The 25349-nt window shown below is 60.5% G+C and carries 20 protein-coding genes and 1 tRNA gene; 11 read left to right on the top strand and 10 right to left on the bottom strand.

What is annotated here, in order from left to right; genetic code table 11:
- Positions 1-14: 14 nt before the first annotated feature.
- A complete protein-coding gene (locus AO692_RS18560) occupies positions 15-905 on the bottom strand; it encodes a LuxR C-terminal-related transcriptional regulator (RefSeq protein WP_054311538.1) in 891 nt (296 codons plus the stop codon).
- 216 nt (positions 906-1121) lie between these two features.
- On the opposite strand from AO692_RS18560, the gene AO692_RS18555 reads away from it, so the two are divergent.
- A complete protein-coding gene (locus AO692_RS18555) occupies positions 1122-2825 on the top strand; it encodes an amidohydrolase (protein WP_054311537.1) in 1704 nt (567 codons plus the stop codon).
- A 75-nt stretch (positions 2826-2900) separates the two neighbouring features.
- Here the strand turns inward: AO692_RS18555 and AO692_RS18550 are convergent, their stop codons facing one another.
- Entirely contained in the window at positions 2901-3521 is a 621-nt protein-coding gene (locus AO692_RS18550; protein WP_054311536.1) for a cysteine hydrolase, read from the bottom strand.
- A 123-nt stretch (positions 3522-3644) separates the two neighbouring features.
- Here AO692_RS18550 and AO692_RS18545 point away from each other — a divergent pair, with 123 nt between their 5' ends.
- On the top strand, positions 3645-4619 hold the full coding sequence (locus AO692_RS18545; protein ID WP_054311535.1) for a helix-turn-helix domain-containing protein: 975 nt from the start codon (positions 3645-3647) through the stop codon (positions 4617-4619).
- Between the two features lie 168 nt (positions 4620-4787).
- Positions 4788-5582, top strand: a complete 795-nt coding sequence (xth, locus tag AO692_RS18540; RefSeq protein WP_054311534.1) for an exodeoxyribonuclease III — start codon at positions 4788-4790, stop codon at positions 5580-5582.
- A gap of 57 nt (positions 5583-5639) precedes the next feature.
- Here the strand turns inward: xth and AO692_RS18535 are convergent, their stop codons facing one another.
- The 4 genes from AO692_RS18535 to AO692_RS18520 form a co-directional block, all read right to left on the bottom strand.
- On the bottom strand, positions 5640-6473 hold the full coding sequence (locus AO692_RS18535) for a tetratricopeptide repeat protein (protein WP_054311533.1): 834 nt from the start codon (positions 6471-6473) through the stop codon (positions 5640-5642).
- Positions 6460-6690: a hypothetical protein gene (locus AO692_RS32840; RefSeq protein ID WP_152979880.1), complete on the bottom strand. Its 231-nt coding sequence runs from the start codon at positions 6688-6690 to the stop codon at positions 6460-6462. The genes AO692_RS18535 and AO692_RS32840 overlap by 14 nt, the downstream gene beginning before the upstream one ends.
- Positions 6691-6999: 309 nt before the next feature.
- Complete coding sequence (locus AO692_RS18525) at positions 7000-8211, bottom strand: outer membrane protein transport protein (RefSeq protein WP_054311531.1); 1212 nt, start codon at positions 8209-8211, stop codon at positions 7000-7002.
- 417 nt (positions 8212-8628) lie between these two features.
- Positions 8629-11535: a valine--tRNA ligase gene (locus AO692_RS18520; RefSeq protein ID WP_054311530.1), complete on the bottom strand. Its 2907-nt coding sequence runs from the start codon at positions 11533-11535 to the stop codon at positions 8629-8631.
- Positions 11536-11776: 241 nt separating this feature from the next.
- Between AO692_RS18520 and AO692_RS18515 the strand changes: the two genes are divergently transcribed.
- Positions 11777-12412, top strand: a complete 636-nt coding sequence (locus AO692_RS18515) for a VOC family protein (RefSeq protein WP_054311529.1) — start codon at positions 11777-11779, stop codon at positions 12410-12412.
- A gap of 50 nt (positions 12413-12462) precedes the next feature.
- On the opposite strand, the gene AO692_RS18510 is transcribed toward AO692_RS18515, so the two are convergent.
- Entirely contained in the window at positions 12463-13026 is a 564-nt protein-coding gene (locus tag AO692_RS18510) for a TetR/AcrR family transcriptional regulator (RefSeq protein ID WP_244483400.1), read from the bottom strand.
- Positions 13027-13254: 228 nt separating this feature from the next.
- Here AO692_RS18510 and AO692_RS18505 point away from each other — a divergent pair, with 228 nt between their 5' ends.
- Positions 13255-14778, top strand: coding sequence for an MFS transporter (locus tag AO692_RS18505; RefSeq protein ID WP_054311527.1), 1524 nt, complete (start codon positions 13255-13257; stop codon positions 14776-14778).
- Here AO692_RS18505 and AO692_RS18500 read toward each other — a convergent pair.
- Positions 14775-16313: a bifunctional ADP-dependent NAD(P)H-hydrate dehydratase/NAD(P)H-hydrate epimerase gene (locus tag AO692_RS18500; protein WP_054311526.1), complete on the bottom strand. Its 1539-nt coding sequence runs from the start codon at positions 16311-16313 to the stop codon at positions 14775-14777. The two genes, AO692_RS18505 and AO692_RS18500, sit on opposite strands and share 4 nt — an antisense overlap.
- A gap of 301 nt (positions 16314-16614) precedes the next feature.
- On the opposite strand from AO692_RS18500, the gene AO692_RS18495 reads away from it, so the two are divergent.
- Positions 16615-16953 (top strand): P-II family nitrogen regulator, encoded by a 339-nt coding sequence (locus AO692_RS18495; protein ID WP_054311525.1) that lies wholly within the window; start codon positions 16615-16617, stop codon positions 16951-16953.
- A 58-nt stretch (positions 16954-17011) separates the two neighbouring features.
- A complete protein-coding gene (gene glnA, locus AO692_RS18490; RefSeq protein ID WP_054311524.1) occupies positions 17012-18421 on the top strand; it encodes a type I glutamate--ammonia ligase in 1410 nt (469 codons plus the stop codon).
- A 211-nt stretch (positions 18422-18632) separates the two neighbouring features.
- Here glnA and AO692_RS18485 read toward each other — a convergent pair whose 3' ends face one another.
- Positions 18633-20039: an APC family permease gene (locus AO692_RS18485; protein WP_054311523.1), complete on the bottom strand. Its 1407-nt coding sequence runs from the start codon at positions 20037-20039 to the stop codon at positions 18633-18635.
- Between the two features lie 145 nt (positions 20040-20184).
- Between AO692_RS18485 and AO692_RS18480 the strand changes: the two genes are divergently transcribed.
- The 4 genes from AO692_RS18480 (at position 20185) to AO692_RS18465 (ending at position 25099) form a co-directional block, all read left to right on the top strand.
- Complete coding sequence (locus tag AO692_RS18480) at positions 20185-20787, top strand: TetR family transcriptional regulator C-terminal domain-containing protein (protein WP_054311522.1); 603 nt, start codon at positions 20185-20187, stop codon at positions 20785-20787.
- Between the two features lie 35 nt (positions 20788-20822).
- Positions 20823-21983: a P1 family peptidase gene (locus AO692_RS18475; protein WP_054311521.1), complete on the top strand. Its 1161-nt coding sequence runs from the start codon at positions 20823-20825 to the stop codon at positions 21981-21983.
- Positions 21984-22208: 225 nt separating this feature from the next.
- Positions 22209-23747 carry an undecaprenyl-phosphate glucose phosphotransferase gene (locus tag AO692_RS18470; RefSeq protein ID WP_054311520.1) on the top strand — a complete coding sequence of 513 codons (1539 nt, stop codon included), beginning with the start codon at positions 22209-22211 and terminating at the stop codon, positions 23745-23747.
- Positions 23744-25099, top strand: coding sequence for an O-antigen ligase family protein (locus tag AO692_RS18465; protein WP_082407434.1), 1356 nt, complete (start codon positions 23744-23746; stop codon positions 25097-25099). Before AO692_RS18470 ends, AO692_RS18465 begins: the two co-directional genes overlap by 4 nt.
- A 70-nt stretch (positions 25100-25169) precedes the next feature.
- Here the strand turns inward: AO692_RS18465 and AO692_RS18460 are convergent.
- Positions 25170-25246, bottom strand: a tRNA-Pro gene (locus AO692_RS18460).
- Between the last annotated feature and the right edge of the window lie 103 nt (positions 25247-25349).

Raw genomic sequence — 25349 nt, 5'->3', positions numbered from 1 at the left:
GTCCTGCCGATCCCTCAATGAGGCGCCAGTTGCCCCGTCAGTTGGCCGCGCCGGCCGAGATAAGCGATCAGGGGATCTTCCGACGCATTGCCTGCCGATGCGGCGGCATCGATGAACAGCGAAAACAGCGCGGTCTGGGAAGCGATATCGAGTTTTGCATAGAGATTGCGGCGATGCAGCTTCACCGTCGCTGGCGAAATGCCGAGCCGCGAAGCAGCGCCCTTCACGGAAAAGCCTCGCAGGATCAATTGGGCGACTTCGCATTCACGTGGGGTCAGCACACTGCGCCCGAAATTTCTCAACGCTTGCGCCAGCACGCTCTGCAGCAATGATCCTTGATCTTCAAGGACTTCAGGCCGCAAGTCGCGATAGTGCTTGAGCACAGCCTGGCTCAGCAGCGGCGCAACGGTTTGCAGGAACTCGGCATCCTCGCCGCTGAAGATTTCATGTGACCTGCGCCGGGCCAGCGAGATCGCAACCTTGGTATCCGTGTCGAGGCTGACGAAGATGTTGAACTCGTCGTGCAGCCCGGAATGCCGATAATAGTCGCGATAATATTGTGAGCGGTCGAGCGACGGCGCGATCTGGTTGAGCCGATAAAGTCCGTCGTCCCCATTGTCGAGGGCAAGACGGTAGAATGGGTCCAGCCGATAGGAACCGTGCAGGTAGGCGCGAATGTCCGAAAGTCCCCTGTCGGTGCACCAGTCGTTGAAGAGTATCTTCGGTGCCGTATCGCGGCGGTAAAGCAGGATCAGGCCCGCGTCGACCTTGACATGCTGTTTGAGCGACTGTGCAAGCCGCTCCTGAAAATCCAGCGAACCGACCCCGGCCAGCAATGACAGCGCCAGGTTTGTTGTCGCCGATGCGCCACCAGCGGGTCGTTGGGCGAAATCATCGCCGTTCATTTTGAAATCTCCTCTCCCATGCGCAGCGTATGACAATGCCCAAATAGCGGCAAGCAACGGCGAACATCCGAGCCCGACATTGCTTGAACCCACCCGCGACAGCACCCTAGCCCGAAGGCGTATTTTTCATTTCCCAACAGCGCTCCACAATGCCCGATGCGCAAGCCCCGCGCCTCGTCAGGAGTTGCGCCCGAGGGGCTGCAAATCGAGGGAAACATGAAAAACAGAGATCCAAGGAAGGGCCTGCTTCTGACATCCTGCCTGGTGGCGCTTTTCTCAAGCGCGGGTCAGGCTACGGCAGCCGCCGACCTCATCGTCGTCAACGCGGATGTGCGTACGGTCGATCCTGGCAAGCCAAAGGTCCAGGCATTCGCGATCGAGAGCGGAAAATTCACCGCCACCGGCACCAATGACGAGATCAAGGCGCAGGCCGACGGCAACACCGAGATCGTCGATGCCGGCGGCAAAACCGTGACGCCAGGTTTCATCGATGGGCATACGCATTTAACCTCTGGCACCGACATGGTCGTCGGGGTCGATCTTTCCTACATTCCCGACAAGAAGACCTGGCTCGACAAGATCAAGGAAGCCGATGCGCGCTTGCCGAAAGGCGCATGGCTGACCGGCGGCGGCTGGGACTACACGCTGGGCGAAGGCAAGCTGCCGACGAAAGAGGATATCGACGCGGTCGTTCCGGACCGCGTGGTGATCCTGCGGGACATCGACTTCCATTCTGTCTGGGTCAACTCCAAAGCGATCGAAGTGGGCGCTGTCACCGCCAAGTCGGAAGTCAAGGAAGGCGGCCAGGTCCTGCTCAACGACAAGGGTGAGCCGAGCGGCATCCTGCTGGAAGCGGCCGGAGAACTGGTGGAAAAGCATCGGCCGGTTGCCACCGACACCGAACGGCGCGAGGGCTTGCTGGAAACACTGAAATTCGCGAACAGCCTTGGTATCACCACCGTCAACGACATGTCCGATCTGGCGGCCGTGCACGATTATGCTGCACTCGTTGCAGACAAGAAAATGCCGCTGCGCGTCTGGTACGGCTTCTTCGAAGGCGATCCGAAAAAGATCGCCGCGGCAGTCGTGGACCGGCAAGCGGTAGACAAGATCTCCACCGATTCAGGCGAGCAGGAGAAAAAGGGACCGCTGCTGAAACTTGGCTACACCAAGTCGGTGATGGATGGCGTTCTGTCCACCCGCACGGCCTATCTGCACGAGGACTATTCGGACCAGAAGGGTTGGAAGGGCAAGCCGTTCGAGACCAAGGAGCAACTTGCCGCCGCCATCCGCGCTTCGAACGAGAACGGCTTCCCCACCGCTGTGCACGCCATCGGAGACGGCAGCGTCGGCCTGGTGCTCGATGCCTTTGCCGAAGCCTCCGTTCCGCGCGCGCAGCCGAACCGGATCGAACATATCGAAGTCGTCGAAACCCCGGACATCAAGCGTTTCAAGGACCTCGGTGTTGTCGCCTCCATGCAGCCGAACCATGCCACCGGCACGATCGGCAAATACATCACCGAACGCATCGGCGAAAACCGCGAGCCCAGAGCCTATGTCTGGCATTCCATGCTGGAAGCCGGCGTGCCACTGGTGTTCGGCTCGGACTGGCCAACCTCACCGCTGAGCCCCCTTACCCAGATCAACGATGCCGTCTTCCGCGAGAGCCCATTCGGGCTCGGCAACGGACCATGGCATCCCGAGCAGGCGGTGAGTTTCGACCAGGCTCTGTTTTCCTACACGCAGGCCGGAGCCAACATGACGCCATGGGGCGACCAGATCGGCTCGATCAGTGTCGGCAAATGGGCTGATTTTGTCCTCATTGACGGCACGCTCCCGGACCCGCTCGACCGGTCGATCCGCCAGCGCAAGGTCGAGGCGACCTACCTTGCCGGCAATGAGGTCTATCGCAAACCGTGACAACAGGAGGTCCTCCCGAAGCAGGGTATCGGGAGGACCTCCTCGCTCGCGTCCGCAGCGAAGAAGCGGCAGGCGCTACTTCGCCATACGTGGCAGTTTCAGGATCTGTTCGGTCGTCAGAATGTCGCCGAACGTGTCGTCGATCGAGGCAAGCGCTGCGCGATGCAACGTATCGTGAGCGATGGTCTGGTCATTGTCGGTATCGAGATCACGCGTCGCGCAGGCATCCCCGGCCACAATCACATTGTAACCCAACGGCACGGCATCGCGCGCGGCACCGGCAACGCAGGCATGCGTCATCAGGCCGGTGATGATCAGCGTCTCTATCCCGGACTGCTTCAGGCGCTGATCGATATCCGTTGTCGGGAACACGCTGACCGACGATTTGCGCAAGATCGCATGATTGGCTGCAGGCTGGCTGTCACGATGGAATGCAGAGGTCTCGCTGTCTTCAGCAAAAACCGGGCTGCCTGCCGGTGCGACATGCTGGACGTGATAGACTGTGGTGCCCTCGGCGTCCGCGCGTTCGATCAAGCGCCGGGCATTCGCCAACGCCTTTTCTCCATTCGGGATCGGCATCCTGCCGTTGAAATACTCATTCTGGAAATCGATCACCAGCAGAGCCGTCCTGGCCGGATCAAGATGCTGAGGCGCCTGAGCACCGGCGATGGTGCGAATGGTTGGGTGCTGTGCCATGGGAACTTCCTTTCTTTGCCGTTTCCGTTGGCGCTTGGTCACAAAATCCGCGGATCTGCGAAAGTGGCCTGAATGACAATATGTGATAGGTTCTGGCCAACCCATCGCTTGAAGTCATCACGCATGCACACAATCGCCATCATCGCTTTCGAAGGCATCAGCCCTTTCCATCTCTCGGTGCCTTGCATCGTATTCGGGGATGATCTGCTGAAGCTGGGCGCACCACGCTACCGTCTGCAGATCTGCGGCGAGAACATAGGTTCGGTGGCCACCATGTCGGGTTTCCGGATCGAGGTGGAGCACGACCTCACCAGCTTGGCGACGGCAGACACAGTGATCGTACCCGCCTGGCGCGATCCCGACGAGCGCCCGCCCGAAGCCCTTCTGCAAGCTCTCAAGGCGGCACATGCGCGCGGCGCGCGCGTGGTCGGCCTGTGCCTGGGCACTTTCGTGCTGGCCGAAGCCGGCCTGCTCGATGGGCGCACGGTGTCCACACATTGGGCCTGGGCCGGCGAGTTCGAGCGGAGCCATCCACATGTCGCCTTGAACCAGAACGCGCTTTACATCGACGATGGCGATATCCTGACTTCGGCGGGGACAGCAGCCGCCCTCGACTGCTGTCTGCATATCGTGCGCCGCGATCATGGCGCGGAGATCGCCAATCGCGTCGCACGGCGTCTGGTGGTCGCGCCACACCGCCATGGTGGCCAGGCGCAGTATATCGAAAAACCGCTGCCAACGAGCGGCAGTGAGGACCAGATCGGGGCTGCGATCAGCTGGGCGATAGAGCATCTCGACGAACCGCTGAGCCTCGATCAACTTGCGAGGCGAGCTGGCATGAGCCTTCGCAGCTTCACCCGGCATTTCCGCAACAAGACCGGCACGACCTTCACGCAATGGCTGCTGAACCACCGCCTTGCTGCGGCACAGCGCCTGCTGGAAACAGGATCCTGTTCAATCGACCATGTGGCCGAGATGGCCGGCTTTGGCTCGACCGTGTCGCTGCGCCAGCATTTCACGCGAACCTTCTCGATCTCGCCAGCCAGCTATCGCCGCCAGTTCCAAAAGAAACCTACCCTGGAAGGTGCCCAGCAATAAAAAGCCGCCTCCTCTGGCAGCCTTTTGACGGTTGATGGTATGACGAGGTTCCCATTATCGCGCCTGTCGTTCCGTGCCGGGTTCCTTTCCTGTGAAGGATATTGCAGGATCGAATCGGAACGCGGATCGCGCCATCCTTGATCTGCCTGAACTAGTCGCGAGATTTTCATGAAAATCGTCACCTGGAACATCAACGGCGTGCGCGCTCGTATCGAGAACCTTGTCCATTGGCTGAACGAGAGCCAGCCAGACATCGTCTGCCTGCAGGAGATCAAGACTGTCGACGACCAGTTTCCACGCTTTGAGGTGGAAGCGCTCGGCTACCATGTCGAGACGCACGGCCAGAAGGGTTTCAACGGAGTTGCCATCCTGTCGAAGCTGCGCTTCGACGAGGTCAATCGCGGCCTGCCCGGCGATGATGCCGACGAACAGGCACGTTTCATCGAAGGCGTGTTTTCGACCGACAGAGGTGCGCTGCGTGTCGTGTCACTCTATCTGCCGAACGGCAATCCGATCAGCGATCCGGTGAAGTTTCCCTACAAACTCTCCTGGATGGCGCGGCTGGAGCGGTGGGCGGCGGAGCGGCTGGCGCTGGAGGAGGCGCTGATCCTCGCCGGCGACTACAACGTCATCCCCGAAGCGATCGACGCCAGGACACCGGAAGCATGGCTGGGTGACGCTCTGTTCCAGCCAGAAACCCGGCAGGCATTCCGCCGGCTGCAGAATCTCGGCTTCACCGAAGCAGTGCGCTCCGTCACCGATGCGCCCGGCGTCTATACTTTCTGGGATTATCAGGCTGGAGCCTGGCAGAAAAACAATGGCATTCGTATCGACCACCTGCTCCTGTCGCCTGAAGCGGCAAACCGTTTCACGTCGGCGTCGATCGAAAAGCATGTGCGGGCGTGGGAAAAGCCTTCCGACCATGTGCCGGTAGCGGTGGATCTGACGCTGACGGCAGCGTAAGCGGCCAGAAAGCAGGTAATTTCGACACGGTAGCCTGGAGAGAAAAGCCGCCTGCGGTTACTGCTGTTCGGCGCCGGTAACGCCCTTGGCCAGCATATCATCAGCCAACGAGATGGCAGTGCGACGGTCAGCTTCACCGGAAACGGCGAAAGCTTCTTCCTGCATGGAGCGAATCCACGGCTGATCGGTCGGTGTCGCGCGCGAAAGAGCGGCCGTCATCATGGCCAGCCCCCGCACCACCTTTCCGCTCTGGAACAACAGGTTGCCGAGCGTTGCCTGTGCGCCGGCATGCCCCTTTTCGGCAGCAAGCTGCAACCAGCGGCCGGCTTGCCTGACACTGGCCTTTGCCCCGCCTTCGCCCTTCAGGAACATCTTGCCCAATTCGTACTGGGCATTCGGGTTGCGGTAATTGGCGGCGGCGCGCGTGAAATATTCCTGCGCGGTGATCGGATCTGCGTTCACCGGGCTGCCAGGGATGCCTTGCTTCAGGTAATCGCCCAGCGCCACCAGCGCGTCAGAAACATAGCTTTCTTCCGGTGAACCGGGCTCGACGTCCTGATCGGCGATTTCGGAGAAGAACTTGAAGGCCGCGTAATCGTCCTGCGCAACGCCATCACCTTCGGCATACATGCGCGCCAGCTTCCAGGTCGCGCCGATCTGGCCGTTCTCGGCGGCATATTTGTAGGCTTCGACAGCCTGTTCCTTGTGGCCGTTCTTGTAGGCCGAAAAGCCGAACTGAAAGACTTCCCAGGGGCTGGACTTCGGCTTCACGCCGCTCTTGTCGTCGAAAATCTTGTCATCAAAGGCAAAAGCCTGGCCGGCGGCGCCGAGGGTCGCCATCGCGACCAGCACCGTCAGGACAGAAGATCTCGCCAACTCACCAACCCGCATGACTGCGCATTTCTTTCGCGTCGCCCATGCGGACGATCGAATCCGTACAAGCCAGCGACCTCGCAGCCACGCTTTTGCGCGGCACGTTGCGCTGGGACTCACATTTCATCGAGTTTTGCCACGCATTTCCGGCCAAACTGCGGTTGAAACCGCGCGGCGATATGGCAATCGCGCTGCGTTTCAACTGGCTGGCACTGACAAACACGTGAGCGTTCATTGCTATTCCTGCCGCGGCCTTGCGGCCCACCTCTCGCGCCAACCGTCTTCGGTCTCGCCGGGCCTTATTGAGGTGCTCCGGGTTTATGGCGGGAAATGGGCATCGCGCCCGCCTCGACTTCTTAGCCGATGGCTTGTTTCGAAACTGTTGCCGAAACGTCACAATTATGAATGGGGATGTTGATGTTGCATTTACGGCACGCGCCCCTTGATAGAGGGCTTTCCTGCGCAGCACACACAACTAAAAATGTATTCGATACAACAAAAAAGCCGGGCTCTGGCCCGGCTTTTTTCGTTCACGATGAGCGGCTTACCACTTGATGCTATAGCCACCGTTGAGTGCAAAAGCATAGCCCGACTCGACGCCCTGGTTGGTACCGGGGGCATATTGGGTTTCCTCACCGGAGCCGAGATAGCTGAAGCCGACGCCACCGCGGAACTCTCCGCCGATACCATCCTTGAAGGAACCACCCACTGCCAGCGTATAGGTGTCGCCGATGACATCCCAGCCGGTACCGACACCTTGATCCCAGGTCAGGCTGGCGAAACCGGAAACCTGGTCGTTGAAGGCATGACCAACACCGCCAGTGACGGTCCAGCCGTCCTTCCAGAAGTACTTGTCCGAGGAAATGGTCACACCACCGATTTTGGAGCGAACATCGAGTGTCGTCAGCTGGCTCCAATCAGTCCATTTGACGCTACCGAACGCAAGCCAGCCTGGTGCGATACCGCTTTGCAGCTTGAACTCAACACTCTGCGGCAAGTTGCCGACCCCGATCGCGTCAACCGGCACAGGGGTATTCTTGCCCAAGGGCGAACCTGCGATAATTCGTGCGAACTGAGCCTGCAACGGCGAGCCTGCGGTTGCGGCGAACAAGACGCCAGCAGGTGCAGTCAAACCACCATCCGCACCATACTTTGTACCCGAGCGATACATAACCTGGCCGCGCAAGGCGATGTCCGGAATCTCATAGGCTGCGCCGATACGATAACCGTACTCCTGACCGTCAAGCCTCAGGGTAGCATTACCCATACCTAACGCAGCATAAGAATTCACGCGATTGTAATCGAACTTCTCCATGAAGCCGCCGCCGAGCAGCCAGAACTTGCCCTGCCCGACATCGAAGCCCACGCCGCAGGTCAGTGCCGATTCGTAAGTGGTGAATTCTTCGGAAATCTTGCCGCTAAGAGTCGGAAAGTCGTATTTCGCATTACCGCCGTTGTTGTTCACCAGCGTACCAGCGCAACGAAGGTTTTCAGTCAGGTTGAACTTCACTGCCGCCGACGGGATTACGTAATCCTCGGCATAGTCGGTGCCGATCAGCTGAGGATTGCCGTTCTTATTGAACTTACGCTTCGGCGTCACATAGGTGACGCTCGAGCGCATGTTGAAGTTGCCTTGCTCAAAAAGGATGTCGGTGTCGGCCGAGCCGCGCGAGAAGCCACCGGCATTTGCCGTGCCGATCATCGCCAGCGACACGCATCCTGCCCCCAGGAGCGCTTTGATACGCAAATTGGTCATGAAATCCTCTCCCCGGAAATTCGTGCACCAAGCTAGAGCCAATTCGCGTTAATGAGGCAATAAGGAATTTCAAGCTGTACAAGTACAGTTTTTTTCCGTGGTTCCGAATACACCGCACTTACTCATCACAGCATTGGCTCGGACACCAAAAAGCCACCATTTTTTAAGGTCGACGAAGCAAAACAGCGCCAAAATTCGGACAAAACGCACGAAAAAGCCTCATTTTGGCGGGTTCAAACCAGAATTGTTACATTATGGCAACAATGCGGTTCAAAGTTTCCGTTTACGTCAATTGTGACGCAGCGGAATGCCTTTTTGGCGGGTTTTCGATGGCCTCGGAACGCTCTGAACGCAACGTCAGAATCGGGTCTCCGGCGCATCGCAATGCGCGCCGGAAACGGTCGGGATGGCGTGAGCTCAACCGGCGTCGCGTACCCGGGTCAACGCAGCCGACAGCTTCTGCTGCTGCTCGTTGTATTCGGTGAGTTTCTCGCGTTCGGCCTCGACCACCTCTTCCGGCGCATTGGCGACGAACTTGTCGTTCGACAGCTTCTTGTGCAGACGGGCGATCTCCTCCGTCACCTTGGCCAGTTCCTTCTGGAGACGCGCGGCTTCAGCGACAAGGTCGATCAGAGTGCCCAGCGGCAGGCAGGCCGTCGCCTCACCCAACACGATCTGTGCCGAGCCTTTCGGCGCCGTGTCGGCGTGCGAAATCTCGCCGACCCGTGCCAGCCGCTTGATCGCTGCCTCGTGCCGAACCAGCCGTTCCTTGGTCGCGGCATTTGCGCCGATGACCACCAAGGGCGCGATCGCTGCCGGCGGCACGTTCATCTCCGAACGCACCGAACGAATGCCGCTGACCAGATCGATCAGCCAGTTGATGTCGTCGGCCGCCTCGGCATCTTCGAAATCCGGTGACGGCCAGCTAGCGTGACAAAGCAGCGACGAACGCTCCTTGCCCTCTCCCGCCGTCTCAGCCCACAGCTCTTCCGTCATGAACGGCATCATCGGATGGAGCAGCTTGTAGATCTCGTCGAGCACAAAAGCGACGCAGGCGCGGCTCTCGGCCTTCGCCGCCTCGTCTTCGCCCATGAACACCGGCTTCAGCAGTTCGAGATACCAGTCGCAGAACTGGTTCCAGACGAATCGATAGACGGCACCTGCCGCTTCGTTGAAGCGGTAGGACGTGATCGCGTCAGTGATCTCGCGCGCCGCACGGGTCAGCTCGGTCAGGATCCAGCGATTCACCGCAAGCTTGGCATCCTGCAGCCAGAAAGTATCGTCGCGGGCCACACCGTTCATCTCGGCAAAGCGCGTGGCGTTCCAAAGCTTGGTGCCGAAGTTCCGGTAGCCGGCGATGCGGGCAGGGTCGAGCTTCACGTCACGCCCTTGTGCCGCCATGATCGCCAACGTGAAACGCAGGGCGTCGGCGCCATATTCGTCGATCAGCTCGAGCGGATCGATGACGTTGCCTTTCGACTTCGACATCTTCTGCCCGTTCTTGTCGCGCACCAGTGCATGCATGTAGACGGTATGGAACGGCTCCTCGTCCATGAAGTGCAGGCCCATCATCATCATGCGGGCGACCCAGAAGAAGATGAGGTCGAAACCTGTGACCAGCACATCCGTCTGATAGTAGGTCTTCAGCTCCGGTGTCTTGTCCGGCCAGCCGAGCGTCGAGAACGGCCACAACGCAGATGAGAACCATGTGTCCAGCACATCTTCGTCACGCGTCAGGATCTCGCCCGGCTGGAAGTTTTCCAACTTCTCCTCCACCCAGGCCTTCCAAGGACCTTCATGGGCAAGATAGTGCTGGATTGCGGCCTCGAGCGCCTCTTCCTCGGTCTTCTCGACAAAGGCGCGCCCATCCGGTCCATACCAGGCTGGAATCTGATGTCCCCACCATAGCTGGCGCGAAATGCACCAGGGCTCGATGTTCTCCATCCATTGGAAATATGTCTTGTTCCAACTGCTTGGGATGATCTTCGTGCGCCCTTCGCGTACCGAGGCCAGCGCTGGCTTTGCCAGCACTTCGGCGTCAAGAAACCACTGGTCCGTCAGCATCGGCTCGATCACGACGTTGGAGCGATCGCCGAACGGCTGCATGAGCTTCTTCTTTTCCACGAAGGGAATGTCGTTGCCTTCGGCGTCCTTGACCGTGACGGCGAGCCCCTCCGCAGTGATCGCCTCGACGATCAGCTTGCGAGCGGTGTAGCGGTCGAGGCCGCGATATTCGTCCGGAACCAGATTGATGGCGTCGACTTCGGCTTCGCTCGGCACGTTCCCGGTCCTGGCGATATCCAGTGCCTGCGCCGCATAGTCGGCATAGGGCTCACCGTCAGCGCGCATCGCGGCCTGCGTGTCCATCAGCCGGTAGAGTGGAATGTTGTTGCGACGGGCGACCTGATAATCGTTGAAGTCGTGCGCACCCGTGATCTTCACGGCACCCGAGCCGAAGGTCGGGTCGGGATATTCGTCGGTGATGATCGGGATCAGGCGCCGATGCTCCTTCGGGCCGACCGGAATTTCACAAAGCTTGCCGACGATTGGCGCATAACGTTCGTCGGAAGGATGAACGGCAACCGCCCCGTCGCCCAGCATGGTTTCCGGACGGGTGGTCGCGATGGAAATGTAATTGCGTTCTTCCTTCAGGATGACGTTTCCGTCCGCGTCCTTCTCGACATAGGTGTAGGTTTCGCCGCCGGCCAGCGGGTACTTGAAATGCCACATATGGCCGTCGGTTTCCTTGTTCTCGACTTCGAGGTCGGAGATCGCCGTCTCGAACTGCGGATCCCAGTTCACCAGACGCTTGCCGCGGTAGATCAGGCCCTCTTTGTGCAGCGTGACAAAGACCTCGAGCACCGCCTTTGACAAGCCCTCGTCCATGGTGAATCGCTCACGCGACCAGTCCGCCGACGCCCCCAGACGCTTGAGCTGGTTGAAAATGACGCCGCCGGATTCGCCCTTCCACTCCCAGACCTTCTCGACGAATTGTTCTCGCGTGAGGTCACGACGATGGATCTGCTTTTCCATGAGCTTGCGCTCGACCACCATCTGCGTGGCGATTCCGGCATGGTCCATGCCCGGCTGCCAAAGCACATTCTTGCCGCGCATACGCTCGAAGCGCACCAGGATGTCCTGCAGCGTGTTGTTGAGCGCATGGCCCATATGCAGCGAGCCGGTAACATTGGGCGGCGGAATGACAATGGAGAACGGCTCGGCGCCTTCCTCCGCACCGGCACCGGCGCGGAAGGCATCCGCCTCCTCCCAAATCTTGGCGATCTTAGGCTCGACGCTTTTCGCGTCATAGGTTTTTTCGAGCATGGAAAGGGCGTCCGCAGTGTCGGGATTTGCTGGTGACGGTAAATCGGAAGGGCTTGGCCAAGTCAACCACGCTAAGGCCTGCCATCCGACAGATAAGAGCCCGCAATGACCCAACCAAGGTCCTGCAGTGCTCTTGTCTCGCGCTTTGGCTCCGCTTACGATCCTTCCGCTGCTGTAGGGCGCACCGGTTTCGGCCGAAGGGGCATTGCCCGCCTACGACACCTCAACCCGAAATGCGCCCATGTCCCAGTTCGAACATTTCCGCAAACAGGCCAAGCTCTATCTCAAATGGCATCGCGAGGGCCGCTATCCCGTGGCCGCGGCGATCCGGTCGCTGCTGCCACGCTATCGAGGTCTCAGCGACCGGCAAATCCTTGAACGCGAGTTCAAGCTCGCCGATGCGCAAGAGCTTGTTGCCCGCAAGGCGGGTTTCGAGAATTGGGAGGCGCTCAAGAAAGGACCTGCAGTCATGAGCACCTCTACCGCACCCGAAAAAGAACCGTTTCTCGCTCTTTCGGAGCCACAGCTGTTCGTTGCCGACATAGGCCGTGCCTGCGATTTCTATACCGGCAAGCTCGGCTTCACCCTTCGTTTCACCTATGGCGAGCCGCCCTTCTACGCGCAGGTCTTCCGGGATGGAGCGCGCCTCAACCTGCGCCATGTTGATAGACCGGTGCTGGATACCGCCAGGATCGTGCCGGAACACCTTGTGGTGGCAACGATCGTGCTGGACCACGGTATCAAGAAACTGTTCCTCGACTACCAGGCTGCCGATGTGCCGTTCTTCCAGGCACTCAAAACCGAGCCCTGGGGCTCCCGCACATTCATCGTGACCGACCCCGACGGCAACCTCGTCTGCTTCGCCGCCAACCCGTGATCGGCATCCAGGGAGCTGACGCCATACGCGAGCGGCTCCTCCTCGTTCGATCAGCTGGGGACTAGCGGAAAAGTGCCTCGGCTGACCGACAGCATCTTCGAGAACAATTCCAGCAGGATGTCGCAGAGTGGCTGCGGATCGCGCCTTTCGGATGCAATTGCGTCATCGACGACACCGTGCATGCCGTCGAATAGAACCAGCGCGGTCATGCGGATATCGGGCACAGACCAGGCACCCGCCGCCTGGCCAGCGTCCAGCAAGGCGCCAAGCTGAGCGATCACGGCATCCTTTTCCTTCGAATGCCGCCGTGAGTGGCTGAAATCGTGAAAGACCACATCATGCAATTTGAAATTGGCGAGATAAGCTCGCACAGCACCGTGAACCCAGGCTGACAGTCGCGCCGGGAAATCCGCCGCGGGACAGGCCTCGATTGCCTCGTTCACGCCTCTCGCGAAATCCCGCGAGAAACGTTCCCGCAGGGCCAAGACGACATCCGTCTTCGTCGCGAAATAATGATAGAAAGTGCCCTTGGCCACGCCGGCACGCGCAACGATCTCGTCGATCGTCGTCGCCTCGATGCCTTTCGCGATGAACAGCACTGCTGCGGCTGCCATCAGATCGTCCGTGCGCACTTCGGCCGGCAAGGTGCGCCGCCGAGGTCGCGAACGGCGTTTAGCGGACAGATTTGCATTTCCGTTCATTGCTATTCCCGCGGCTGAGGCAGAGTCATTCTACGCCTTCCGATCCGTCCTCGCATAGTTCCAACGATTTCAAAAAGCTCCTCGTATTGACCGACGGTCGGTCAGAATATATTGTTGAGCAAAATCATCAGGATTAACCCCATGCCATCAACGCACAGACGCGGTCTCGTCGCAGCCGTCTACCTCGGCACGTTCATGGCAACGCTGGCCATCAGCATCGTTACGGTCGCTCTTCCAGCCATTCAGGCAGCACTCAGGACCGACCTTTCCGGGCTGCAATGGGTGGTGGGTTCCTATGCGCTTTGCCTTTCCGCCTTCATGTTGTCGGCCGGACCGATCAGTGACCGCTATGGACGCAAACGCGTCTGGCTGATCGGCGTCGCGCTGTTCTCGATTGGATCGGTGATCTCGGCCGCGGCTTCGTCGCTTGGCATCCTGATCGCTGGCAGCGCGTTGCAAGGCATTGCTGGTGCCCTGGTCATTCCCGGCGCATTGTCCATCCTGACACAAGCATTTACCGATCCTGCACAACGCGCCCATGTGATCGGTGGCTGGGCCTCCTTCAGCGCGGTATCGCTGATCCTGGGACCAATGCTCGGCGGCCTCCTGGTCGACAATGTCGGCTGGTCGAGTATCTTTCTGATCAACATACCGATTGGCGCGCTCACCTTAGCGCTCGGCCTGAGGGGCATCACCGAGAGCGCGGATCCCGATCACGCCGCGCTCGATCCCGCAGGGCAGGCGCTGTCCATCGTCTTTCTCGGCGCGCTGACCTATGCGCTGATCAACGCGGGCCATGCCGGCTGGACATCCCTGAAGACTACGATTGCGCTGGCAATAGCGATTGCCGGGCTCATCACTTTCATTGCGATCGAGCTGCGTGCGGCGTGCCCGGTGCTGCCTGTCGATCTCTTCCGTGACCGCACATTTACCGCCATCAACTTCGCTTCGTTCGCACTCGGCTTTTCGGGCTACAGCAGCCTGTTCTTCTTTTCCCTGTTTCTCCAGCAAGTACAGGGCTTGTCGGCAACGGCGACGGGATGGCGCATGGCTCCAGTCTTCATTGCGATGGCGCTCACCTCTTCCTTGTTCGGCAAGTTGTCATCATGGTGCGGAACCCGCTGGCCGATGATTGTCGGCTATGCCCTGCTCGGCGGTTCGATGCTGGCGATGGCGCTGTTTACACCGGGTACCCCCTACTCGATCGTTGCGGTTGTTTTCGCGATCCTGGGCATAGGCATGGGTCTCGCCGTGCCCTCCACCGGTGCCGCAGCCATGGCGGCCGCACCACGAGAAAGAAGCGGAACAGCCTCGGCCACGATGAATGCCCTTCGCCAGGGAGGAATGACGATCGGCATCGCGCTGCTCGGCACGCTGATGAGCACGCGCGCCATCTCCTCGATGACGGACTATCTGTCGAGCACCAGCGCAGCCGATACAATTGGCGTTGCGACAATCGCGGTCAGGCAACACGCGATGCCGGCTGGCCTCGATATGGCGCCCGAATTGTTCCGATCGCTGCTCGCCGAAGCCATGGGCCAGGGTTTTTCCCTGGCGGTCGCCTGTGCTGGAGCATTCGGTCTGCTGGCATCGGTCATACTCGTGGTGACCGGACAGAGGACGACCAGGGATCGAAATCCGAACCTGGCGATCGATCGCGGCTAATGCTGCGAACCGCTCACGGAATCTTGCCCGGAAAGCGACTTGATCACCGGCGGCAGAGCAGCCGGCAAATCCTCAGCGATCAACCCCAGACCGAAGCGACTGCCAGCTTCGGCGTGCAGCCACACGCCAGCGCAAGCTGCCTCGAAGGCCGGCATGCGCTGCGCGATCAGTCCCGCGACAATCCCGGCCAGCACGTCGCCGGAACCAGCCGTCGCCAGCCAGGGTGCGCCGTTGGCGTTGATCGCGGCGCGGCCGTCAGGCGCAGCAATCACGGTATCGGCGCCCTTGTAGATGACGACCGCATGTGCCGCCGCGGCCGCCGCGCGCGCCTTGCCGAGCTTCGACAGGTCGTCATTTCCGGCAACGTTGGAAAACAGGCGCGCGAACTCACCCTCATGTGGGGTCAGCACCAGCGCTGGGGCCTCGGGCCGGGCGGCCGCCTCGAACAGCCATTGCGGCGCGTCACGAAAGGCGGTGATGCCGTCGGCGTCGAGGACGAGCCCCTCTGCTCCGGCCTCGGCCAAGCGGCCGCCGGCCGCCAATATGGCCAGCGCGAAATCACGAGCTTTTTCGCCGACGCCGAAGCCAGGCCCCAGCACGAAGGCGGAGGAACGCCCTTCGCCCAGCACCGCCGCAAGCTCCGCGACATCATCGACCTTGTGCAGCATGATCGAGGTCAGATGCATGGCGTTGACCGCGAGAGCATTGCCCGGAGAGAACACTGTCACAGCCCCTGCTCCGGCGCGAGCCGCCGCCAAGGCGGAGAGTCTTGCCGCCCCCGTTGAGATCGGACCGCCGGAAAAGACGCCGACATGGCCACGACGGTATTTGTGTGTATCGACCGCGGGTGAAGGAAAGGCTCGTCGCCACAGGGACGGCTGATTCTCGGACGTGATTACGGCAAGGGATTCAATGACATCTGGGGAGATGCCGATGTCGGTGACGATCAGCTCGCCGCACAGATCTCGACCCGGCATGAGCAGATGGCCGGGTTTCTTGCGTGCGAAGGTGACGGTGAGTGTCGCACGAAAAGCATCGCCCAACACCTTGCCACTTTCGCCCGAGACACCGGACGGCAGGTCGACAGCGATGACCGGCAAGCGCTTGGTCGCGACAAGGGCGACCGCGCGCGCAGCGGCATCGACAAGCGGCTTCGACAGGCCGGCGCCATAAAGCGCGTCGATTATCAGTTCACCGGCTTCGGCGTCGAAATCGGCAAGAGGCCGCTCTGATACGGGACATTCGGCAGCTGCGATCGCCGCATCGGTGCCATCGCGTGGAGCGCCCGATGCCCAGAGTGAAACGGCGATGCCGCTTTCATTCAGGATCTTCGCCGCCACATAGCCGTCGCCGCCATTGTTGCCCGGCCCGGCCAGCACATGAACGCGCTTGGCGTTCGGAAAACGCTCCAGCGCCACGGCGGCAACGGCCCCGCCGGCATTGCGCATCAACCCGATGCCGTCGAACGGTCCTGTGGCGATCGCCAGCCGATCGGCCTCGGCCATTTCGGCGGGCGTGAGCAATTCGAGGTTCATGTGACATCTCCCATTGGCGCCCGCATGGACATTCGAACAGTTTGGGATGGGAGGCAAACATCCAATTTATGTGCACGTTGCACAAAGATTAGGCAGAGCACTGAAAGTTCGCTGCCTCGCGCTTTGGCAATACGGGTTGCTCATGACCAAAGCAGCGCCGCAAAACCGTTCCCGCCATGAGATCCCAAAGAAAATTCACCGCAGAGCCACCCCATCACGGCAATTGGCACGCTTCATGCTTGAAGGATGCGCGAGCGGGACCGACAACCCGTTTTACCGGCAGTGGAGGCCCTATACCGATATGAAAAAGATCGAAGCGATCATCAAGCCTTTCAAACTGGATGAAGTGAAGGAAGCGCTTCAGGAAGCCGGCCTGCAAGGCATCACCGTCACCGAAGCCAAGGGCTTCGGCCGGCAGAAGGGCCATACCGAACTTTATCGCGGCGCCGAATATGTCGTCGACTTCCTGCCCAAGGTGAAGATCGAGGTCGTGCTCGGCGACGAGTCCGTCGAAGTCGCCATCGAGGCGATTCGAAAGGCCGCTCAAACGGGGCGCATCGGCGACGGCAAGATCTTCGTCTCCAATATCGAGGAAGTTGTGCGTATCCGCACCGGCGAGACTGGCCCGGACGCAATCTGACGCTCCGTCCCACCATTTTTAGTTTTCAAGTTTCAACGTCATCACACAGGAAAGAGACATGACGACAGCCAAAGACATCTTGAAGCAGATCAAGGATAACGACGTAAAATTCGTCGACCTACGCTTCACCGACCCGAAGGGCAAGCTCCAGCACGTCACCATGGACGTCGCCGAGGTCGAAGAGGAAATGTTCGCCGATGGCGTCATGTTCGACGGATCTTCGATCGGTGGCTGGAAGGCGATCAACGAGTCCGACATGGTGCTGATGCCGGACACCGACACGGTCCACATGGATCCGTTCTTCGCTCAGTCGACCATGGTCATCCTGTGCGACATCCTCGATCCGGTCTCCGGCGAGGCTTACAACCGCGACCCGCGCGGCACCGCCAAGAAGGCCGAGGCCTACATGAAGGCCGAAGGCATCGGCGACACCATCTATGTTGGCCCGGAAGCCGAGTTCTTCGTGTTCGACGACGTCAAGTACAAGGCCGATCCATACAACACCGGCTTCAAGCTGGACTCCTCGGAGCTGCCATCCAACGACGACACCGACTATGAGACCGGCAACCTCGGCCACCGTCCACGCGTCAAGGGCGGCTACTTCCCGGTTCCGCCGATCGACTCGTGTCAGGACATGCGCTCCGAGATGCTCACCGTGTTGACCGACATGGGCGTGCGCGTCGAGAAGCATCACCACGAGGTGGCTGCCGCCCAGCACGAACTCGGTATCAAGTTCGACACGCTGGTGCGCAACGCCGACAAGATGCTGCTCTACAAGTATGTCGTGCACCAGGTCGCCAACGCCTATGGCAAGACGGCCACCTTCATGCCGAAGCCGATCTTCGGCGACAACGGCTCGGGCATGCACGTGCACATGTCGATCTGGAAGAACGGCAAACCGACTTTCGCGGGCAACGAATATGCCGGCCTGTCGGAGAACTGCCTATACTTCATCGGCGGCGTGATCAAGCACGCCAAGGCGGTGAATGCCTTCACCAACCCGCTCACCAACTCCTACAAGCGCCTTGTGCCGGGCTACGAGGCTCCGGTTCTGCTCGCCTATTCGGCGCGCAACCGTTCGGCGTCCTGCCGCATTCCGTTCGGCAACTCGCCGAAGTCGAAGCGCGTCGAGGTTCGTTTCCCCGATCCGGGCGCGAACCCCTATCTCGGCTTCGCGGCGCTGTTGATGGCCGGCCTCGACGGCATCAAGAACAAGATCCACCCTGGCCAGCCAATGGACAAGGACCTGTACGACCTGCCGCCAAAGGAACTGAAGAAGATCCCAACCGTCTGCGGCAGCTTGCGTGAGGCCCTGCAGAGCCTCGATAAGGATCGCGGCTTCCTGAAGGCTGGCGGCGTTTTCGACGACGACCAGATCGACGCCTTCATCGAACTCAAGATGGCCGAGGTGATGCGGTTCGAAATGACCCCACATCCGGTCGAGTTCGACATGTACTACTCGGTCTAAGCGGTTCTCATCGCTGGATAAAAGAACCCCGGTCGTTCGGCCGGGGTTTTTCTATGGCGAGGTGGCGATGCAAAAACGACACGCCCTGCCCGCCAACCGGCCTTCCACGGACTCAGACTGATCATCGGCAGACCGAGTGCTGGGCCGAAAGCAAAAAAAGACCCCGGCCTTGCGGCCGGGGTTATTGCTGGATTTGTCGAAGGAGGACGACTTATCCGGCAATCTCTTCGATTTCTTCCGGCGCATGCAGCGTCCAGTCCGCGCGCCGCGCCAGGAACACCACATAATAGATTGCCGCCACGGCCACGATCGCCAGCGTCGCCATCAGGCTTGGCCGTCCGAAAGCAGCATCGAGCCAATTCTGATAGGCGACATAGACCAGAGCCACGAAGGCGAGGATTGGCGGCAGCGGGAACAACGGCATGCGGTAGTGCCCTTCCGCGGTAGCGCCGTTGCGGCGACCGGCAACCGCGCCCAGGCACAGCAGCGCATAGATGACGACCAATGAGGTACCCGAGACCACCAGCAACAGGTTCAAGTCGATAAAGCATGCAATGGCTGCGAGGACCGAAACCACGATGGTGGCAACCCAGGGCGAGGCATAGGTGCCGTGCACGGAAGCAACCGCGTTGTTGATCGGCCCAAACCAGGTCTTATCGCGGCCAGAGGAGAACAGAAGACGTGATGCCTGCAGCACAATGGCGATCACCGCGTTGAATATGGCGACGGCAATCGCCAGGCTGACCAGAACGGTAAGCGTGTGACCGCCACGGGCATCGAGGAAATACTCGATCTTGGCGGGCGCCGCGAGCAGCGCGGAGAGATCGGGCGAGCCGAGCAGCACGGCTGTAAGCGGGATCAGTTCCGCTGCGACCGTGATGACCAGCGCCCACAACACGACCTTGCCGATGCTGCGCTTGGCGTCCTGCGTTTCCTCGCCGAAATAGGCGGCAGCGCCATAGCCGTTATAGGCGAAGATGGCGACGGCCGTGGCGGCCAGGATCAGCCCGGTCGAGGCCGGCACCAGCGAATTGGTCGCAGCATCGAGGATCTGCGGCGAGGTAAACAGGCTGGAAAGCGGCCGTTCGATGTTGATGAAGCCGAGCACGACCAGAATCAGCAGGGCCAGCATCTCGATGCCGAGGAAGATGCCGGTAACGAAGGCGTTGAGCTTGATGCGCAGCGCCGCCACGATGCCAGCCAGGACGATCGTGGCCACGCCGACCCATTGCGCGCTGAGATCGGGCAACAGCACGCCCAGATAGGTGCCGACGCCCAGCGCCACCACCGCAATGATGAGCACGATGGAGACGAAAACGAGCACCAGCGTGACGAACCCCCAGAAGCGGCCAAGCGTGCGACCGATCATGGTGTATTCACCACCGGCGGTCGGATAGGCCGAAGACAACTCGGCATAAACGAAGGCCATGAACAGGCCAATGATGGCGGCGAAGAAGAATGACAGGAACGAGCCCGTGCCAGCCAGTGCGATGACGCCGGGCACGATGATGAAAACCGACGATGCCGGCGTCACCGCCGACAGCACGATCATCAGCGTGCCCAGTCCGTTGAGCGCGCGGTCAAGCCCTCCGCTTGACGGCGAATCCTGTGATGGCATCAAGCCCTCCCATTTTGATATGATTAAAATAACGTTCCCATCAAAACGCTACGCTCGAGTCGACATTTCGTCAACAAACTTCCATCAAAGCCACTTGCAATGCTCATGACATCGATTTTAATTTGAACATCGTTCAGGAGGAAACATGAGCCGACCCGTCGCCCAGGCCGAACGCCGGCTTACTCTTATCAATGCGGCTGAAACGATGATCGCCAAGCATGGCCTCACCGGCGTAACGCTCCGCGCCGTCGCCAACGAGGCCGGCATGAGTTCAAGCGCCGCGCTTTATTACTATCCAGGCCTGAAGGATCTTTTGGATGATGTGCAGAAACAGGCCGTGGAGCGGTTCTGCACGGTCAGAGCCGTGGCGATCGCTCAGATTTCGGACCCGCGCGAACGTCTGAAGGCCATGATCCGCACCGGAATTCCGGAAGATCCCAGCGACCGGCTTTGCCGACTGCTGATGGAGCTTGGCGCCTATGCCCGCTCCGATGCCGCCTATGCTGCGCGTCACATCACTCTGTTCGAGCGGCAGGTCGCCATCTATGTCGGCATCCTGGAGGCGGGTGCCATCACCGGCACGTTCAAGCTTGCCGATACCAGCGACACGCTGGCGCGCAGCCTCGTCGTTCTCGAAGATGGCCTTGGCCTCCACCTCCTGAACGTCGTGCCGGCGGTCGACTATCCGACTGCCCTTCGCATCCTCACAGCCTACGCCGAGACGGCGACGGGCTGCCGCCTTTCCTGATCGTTTCTGAACAGCCAAACTCAAGGACAAATCGTATGAGTGAGACCTCGCATGTCACGCCCGCTGGCAAACCGCGCGGCCGGGCGCTCGGCATTCCCTTCACCGGCAATCCGGGCCGCTTCAATGCGATCACCGACGTGCCAGGGGTCGAGGTCGGCTACACCACACTGGTTTCTGGCGACGGCAAGATGGAAATCGGCAAGGGGCCGGTGCGCACAGGCGTCACCGCCATTCTGCCGCTCGGACGCGAAGGCGCCGGTCAGGCGATCGCCGCCGGCTATCATTCCTTCAACGGTAACGGCGAAATGACCGGCGTGTCATGGCTGGAAGAAGCCGGCGCACTCAACATGCCGATCTTGATTTCCAACACCCACGCCATCGGCCCCTGCCATCGTGGCACAATCGACTGGATGGTGCGCAACAAGCCGGAAGTGGCCAGCCAGTGGATGCTGCCGGTGGCGGCGGAAACCTGGGACGGCTATTTGAACGACATCAACGGGCCACATGTGACCAGCAGCCATGCCGTCGCTGCGCTCGACGCAGCGACGAACGGCCCGGTCGAAGAAGGCTCGGTTGGCGGCGGCACCGGCATGAACTGCTATGCTTTCAAGGGCGGCAACGGCACCGCTTCGCGCATCGTCAACTACGGCCATCGTGACTATACGATCGGCGTCTTCCTGCAGACCAATTTCGGGTCCCGCAACGAGTTGACCATTGCCGGCGTGCCGCTGGGTACGGAACTTGCCGACGACAACCCGATGGAAAGCTTCGCGGCCAGCCTGCCGGCCGGCGCCGGCTCCTGCATCGGCATCGTTGCCACCGATGCCCCTCTCCTGCCCGGTCAGTGCAAGGCACTGGCTCGGCGTGTGCCGCTGGGGCTCGCGCGTACCGGTACAGCCGGCTCGCATTTCTCGGGCGATATCTTTCTCGCCTTCTCGACCGGCAATCGCGATGCGCTGAACGGCCGTTTCCCGAGAGGTGAGCCCGACGCCGGTACCTACAGCCACATGGACTTCATCCCCTGGGGCCGTATGGACGATTTCTACACGGCGGTCGTGCAAGCAACCGAAGAAGCTGTGGTCAACGCGCTGGTCGCCAATGCCGAGATGACCGGCCGCGATGGCCACCGCAGCCCAGCATTACCGCACGATCGGGTGGTGAAGGCACTGCGAGCACGTGGCGTCGTCGCGGGCTGACAAGGCAACACATCTCCACCAAAACAACAGCGTGCCGGCTTTCGCCGGCGCGCTGCCCAAGCAGACCCTTCACGAGCCCGAACTGATTCGAGCTTTCGCGACAAGCCTCCGGCGTTCTGCTAGCATGCCGGCAGCGGCGCCCGTCTGAAAGTTTGAACTTAAAAGGTTCCGGGAAGGGAATATTAGCTCTCCTGTGCTAGAGAGAGCCAGCTTGGGGACCATTCCATGAACAAAAGCGATCCGGCGAGCCGCTTTTCAGCCGATGCGATACGCAAGTTCGACGATCCGGCCGCGGGCAAGGCGTCCCCCGGCGGCTTGAGCGAACTTGCCCGCCAGGTGGCCGCACAGTACCGCAGCGACACCATGTCTCCGGTGATGGTCATCGGCACGTTGCGGCTGATCGAATTTTCGCTGTTGTTCCTGTCCGGCCTGACCCTCTACGTCTTCTACGAAGGCTTTTTCCGAAATCTCGCCTGGCAATACACGCTGACCTTCGCTTCCGCCTCGCTGCTTGCGATCGTGCTTCTCGAAATTGCCGACTGCTATCAGGTTCCCCGGCTGCTCAGGCCCGTCTCCAATTTCGGCCGGTTGTTGTCGATCTGGGCGTGCACTTTCGCCGCCCTCGCCGTCGCTGCCTTCTTCCTCAAGATATCCGAAGACTATTCGCGACTTCTGTTCGGCACATGGTTCATCGTCGGCTTCGTGCTCACCTTCCTCATGCGGCTGGTTACTGCACGCCTTTTGCGCCGCTGGGCGCGCGACGGACGCATGGAGCGCCGCGCCGTCATCGTCGGCGGCGGCAAAGCAGCGGAAACGCTTATCCGCTCCATCGAAAAACAGCCCGACAACGATATCCGCATCTGCGGTATCTTCGACGACCGCGACGACAGCCGATCGCCGCCGGTGGTTGCCGGCTACCCCAAACTCGGCACCATCGCGGAACTGCTCGAATTCGCCCGCGTCGCCCGCATCGACATGCTGATCGTGTCACTTCCCATCTCTGCGGAAGCGCGCGTGCTGCAGCTTTTGAAGAAACTCTGGGTGCTGCCGGTGGATATCCGTCTTTCAGCGCATACCAACCAGTTGCAATTCAGGCCGCGCTCCTACTCCTACATCGGCTCGGTGCCGATGCTCGATATTTTCGACAAGCCGATCAACGACTGGGATTCGGTCGCCAAGCGTGCCTTCGATATCGTCTTTTCAGTCCTCTGCATCATCGCATTCTCGCCGATCATGCTGGCGACCGCGATTGCCATCAAGCTGGACAGCAAGGGGCCCGTCCTCTTCAAGCAGAAACGCCATGGTTTCAACAATGAGGAGATCATGGTCTACAAGTTCCGCTCCATGTATGCGGACAAATCCGACCCCAGCGCCAAGAAAACCGTGACCAAGAACGACCCGCGTGTGACCCGCGTCGGCCGCTTCATCCGCAAGACCTCGCTCGACGAGCTGCCGCAGTTCTTCAATTCGCTGTTGGGCACGCTGTCACTGGTCGGTCCGCGGCCGCATGCCGTCGCCGCCCAGTCGCACAACCTTCTCTACAACGAAGTGGTCGACGGCTATTTCGCCCGCCATCGCGTCAAGCCCGGCGTGACCGGCTGGGCGCAGATCAATGGCTGGCGCGGTGAAATGGACACCAACGAAAAGATCCGCATGCGTACCGAGTATGATCTTTATTACATTGAGAACTGGTCGATGCTGTTCGACCTGAAGATCCTGCTGTTGACGCCGGTGCGCCTGCTCAACACGGAAAACGCCTATTGAGTACGCTGACACATGAATTGCCATCGGGAGCGGTCAACGCCAAGCTGATCGCGTTGCTGTCGTCGGGTGCCATCATCCTCGGCATCCTGCTCTCCGGCTTCGTCATCGAGGAGCCGGCGCCCTATGAGCTCTATATGGCCGCGCTGATCGGCGTCTGGGCGCTGTTCGGCCTGCACATTTCGCGACCCGTGGTGCCGCTGCTCATTCTGCTGGTAACGATGAATATCGGCGGCATGATCGCCATGACGCAAATGGCGGACCTGTCATGGACGCCGCTTTATCTGGCCGTCTCACTGTTTCTGGCTTTCACCGCCGTTTTCTTCGCATCCGTGGTCGAACGTCGCCCCGATCTCTACAGGCTGATCTTCCTGGCCTACGTGACCGCCGCCGTCGTCACCTCGGTTCTCGGTATTGCCGGCTATTTCAAACTGTTTCCGGGTGCGGAAATCTTCACCAAATACGAGCGTGCCGCCGGCGCCTTCCAGGATCCGAACGTCTTCGGCCCTTTTCTGGCGCTGCCCGGCATCTACCTGCTCTACCGGCTGCTGACCGGACCGGTGCAGCGCATGCCGCTGATAGCGATACCGCTGCTGATCGTCGTCGGCGGCATTTTTCTATCCTTTTCGCGCGGCGCCTGGGGCCTGTTCGGCGTCGCCGTCGTCCTGCTGACCGGGCTGGTGTTCCTGCAGAACACCAGCGGCCGCTTCCGGCTGCGCGTGGTGGTCATGACCCTCGCAGCCCTGGTGCTGCTGGTGATTGCGATGATCGTCGTGCTGCAGATCCCCGGCGTGGCCGAAATGCTGACTACCCGTGCTCAGTTGGCGCAGGATTACGACACCGCCCGGCTCGGCCGATTTGCCCGCTATGCCATCGGCTTCATGCTGGCGCTGGAAAAGCCGTTCGGCATCGGTGCGCTGGTGTTCGGCAAGATCTACGGCGAAGACACACACAACATCTGGCTGAAGACGCTGATGGACTATGGCTGGCTGGGCTTCGTGTCCTATCTCATCCTGACGGTGTGGACGATCGTTGCCGGCTTTCGCCTCCTGCTGCGAAACCGGCCCTGGCAGCCCTATGTGCTGTGCGCCTACGTCGTCTATGTCGGCCATATTGGGCTCGGCAGCGTCATCGACACCGACCACTGGCGCCACTTCTACCTGCTTCTCGGCCTGATCTGGGGAGGCATCGCGCTGGAATACCGCTATCGGCGCGGATTGATCACCCTGCCAGCACCGCGCTCCGTACCGTCAAGCAGGATGGAAGCAACCGAATCCACCCCGGCTATCTCCTCACCAGCGCCTGCCACATCGATGCGATCCGTATCGCTTCTGTCTCTGGCGCCGGCAGCGTAGCTGCTCGCAGACGTGCACGCGTGAGCGCCTCGCGGCCACCAATCAACGGGATCAAGCTTTAGGAGAAGAATGGTCGGAGTGGCGGGATTCGAACCCACGACCCCTTGACCCCCAGTCAAGTGCGCTACCGGGCTGCGCTACACTCCGGACCGGTCGCGATGTACGTGATAGGCTCTCGCCGGTCAACCTGTTTCGCGAGCGATTTTGAGAAGACAAACCGAGAGCGCCCAGCGGCTCATGCCAGCCGGCA

Source organism: Mesorhizobium sp. 1M-11 (genome assembly GCF_001303895.1).
Lineage (GTDB): Bacteria > Pseudomonadota > Alphaproteobacteria > Rhizobiales > Rhizobiaceae > Mesorhizobium.
Note: the sequence above shows the minus strand (reverse complement) of the source record. Positions and strands in the feature narration are given on the sequence as shown.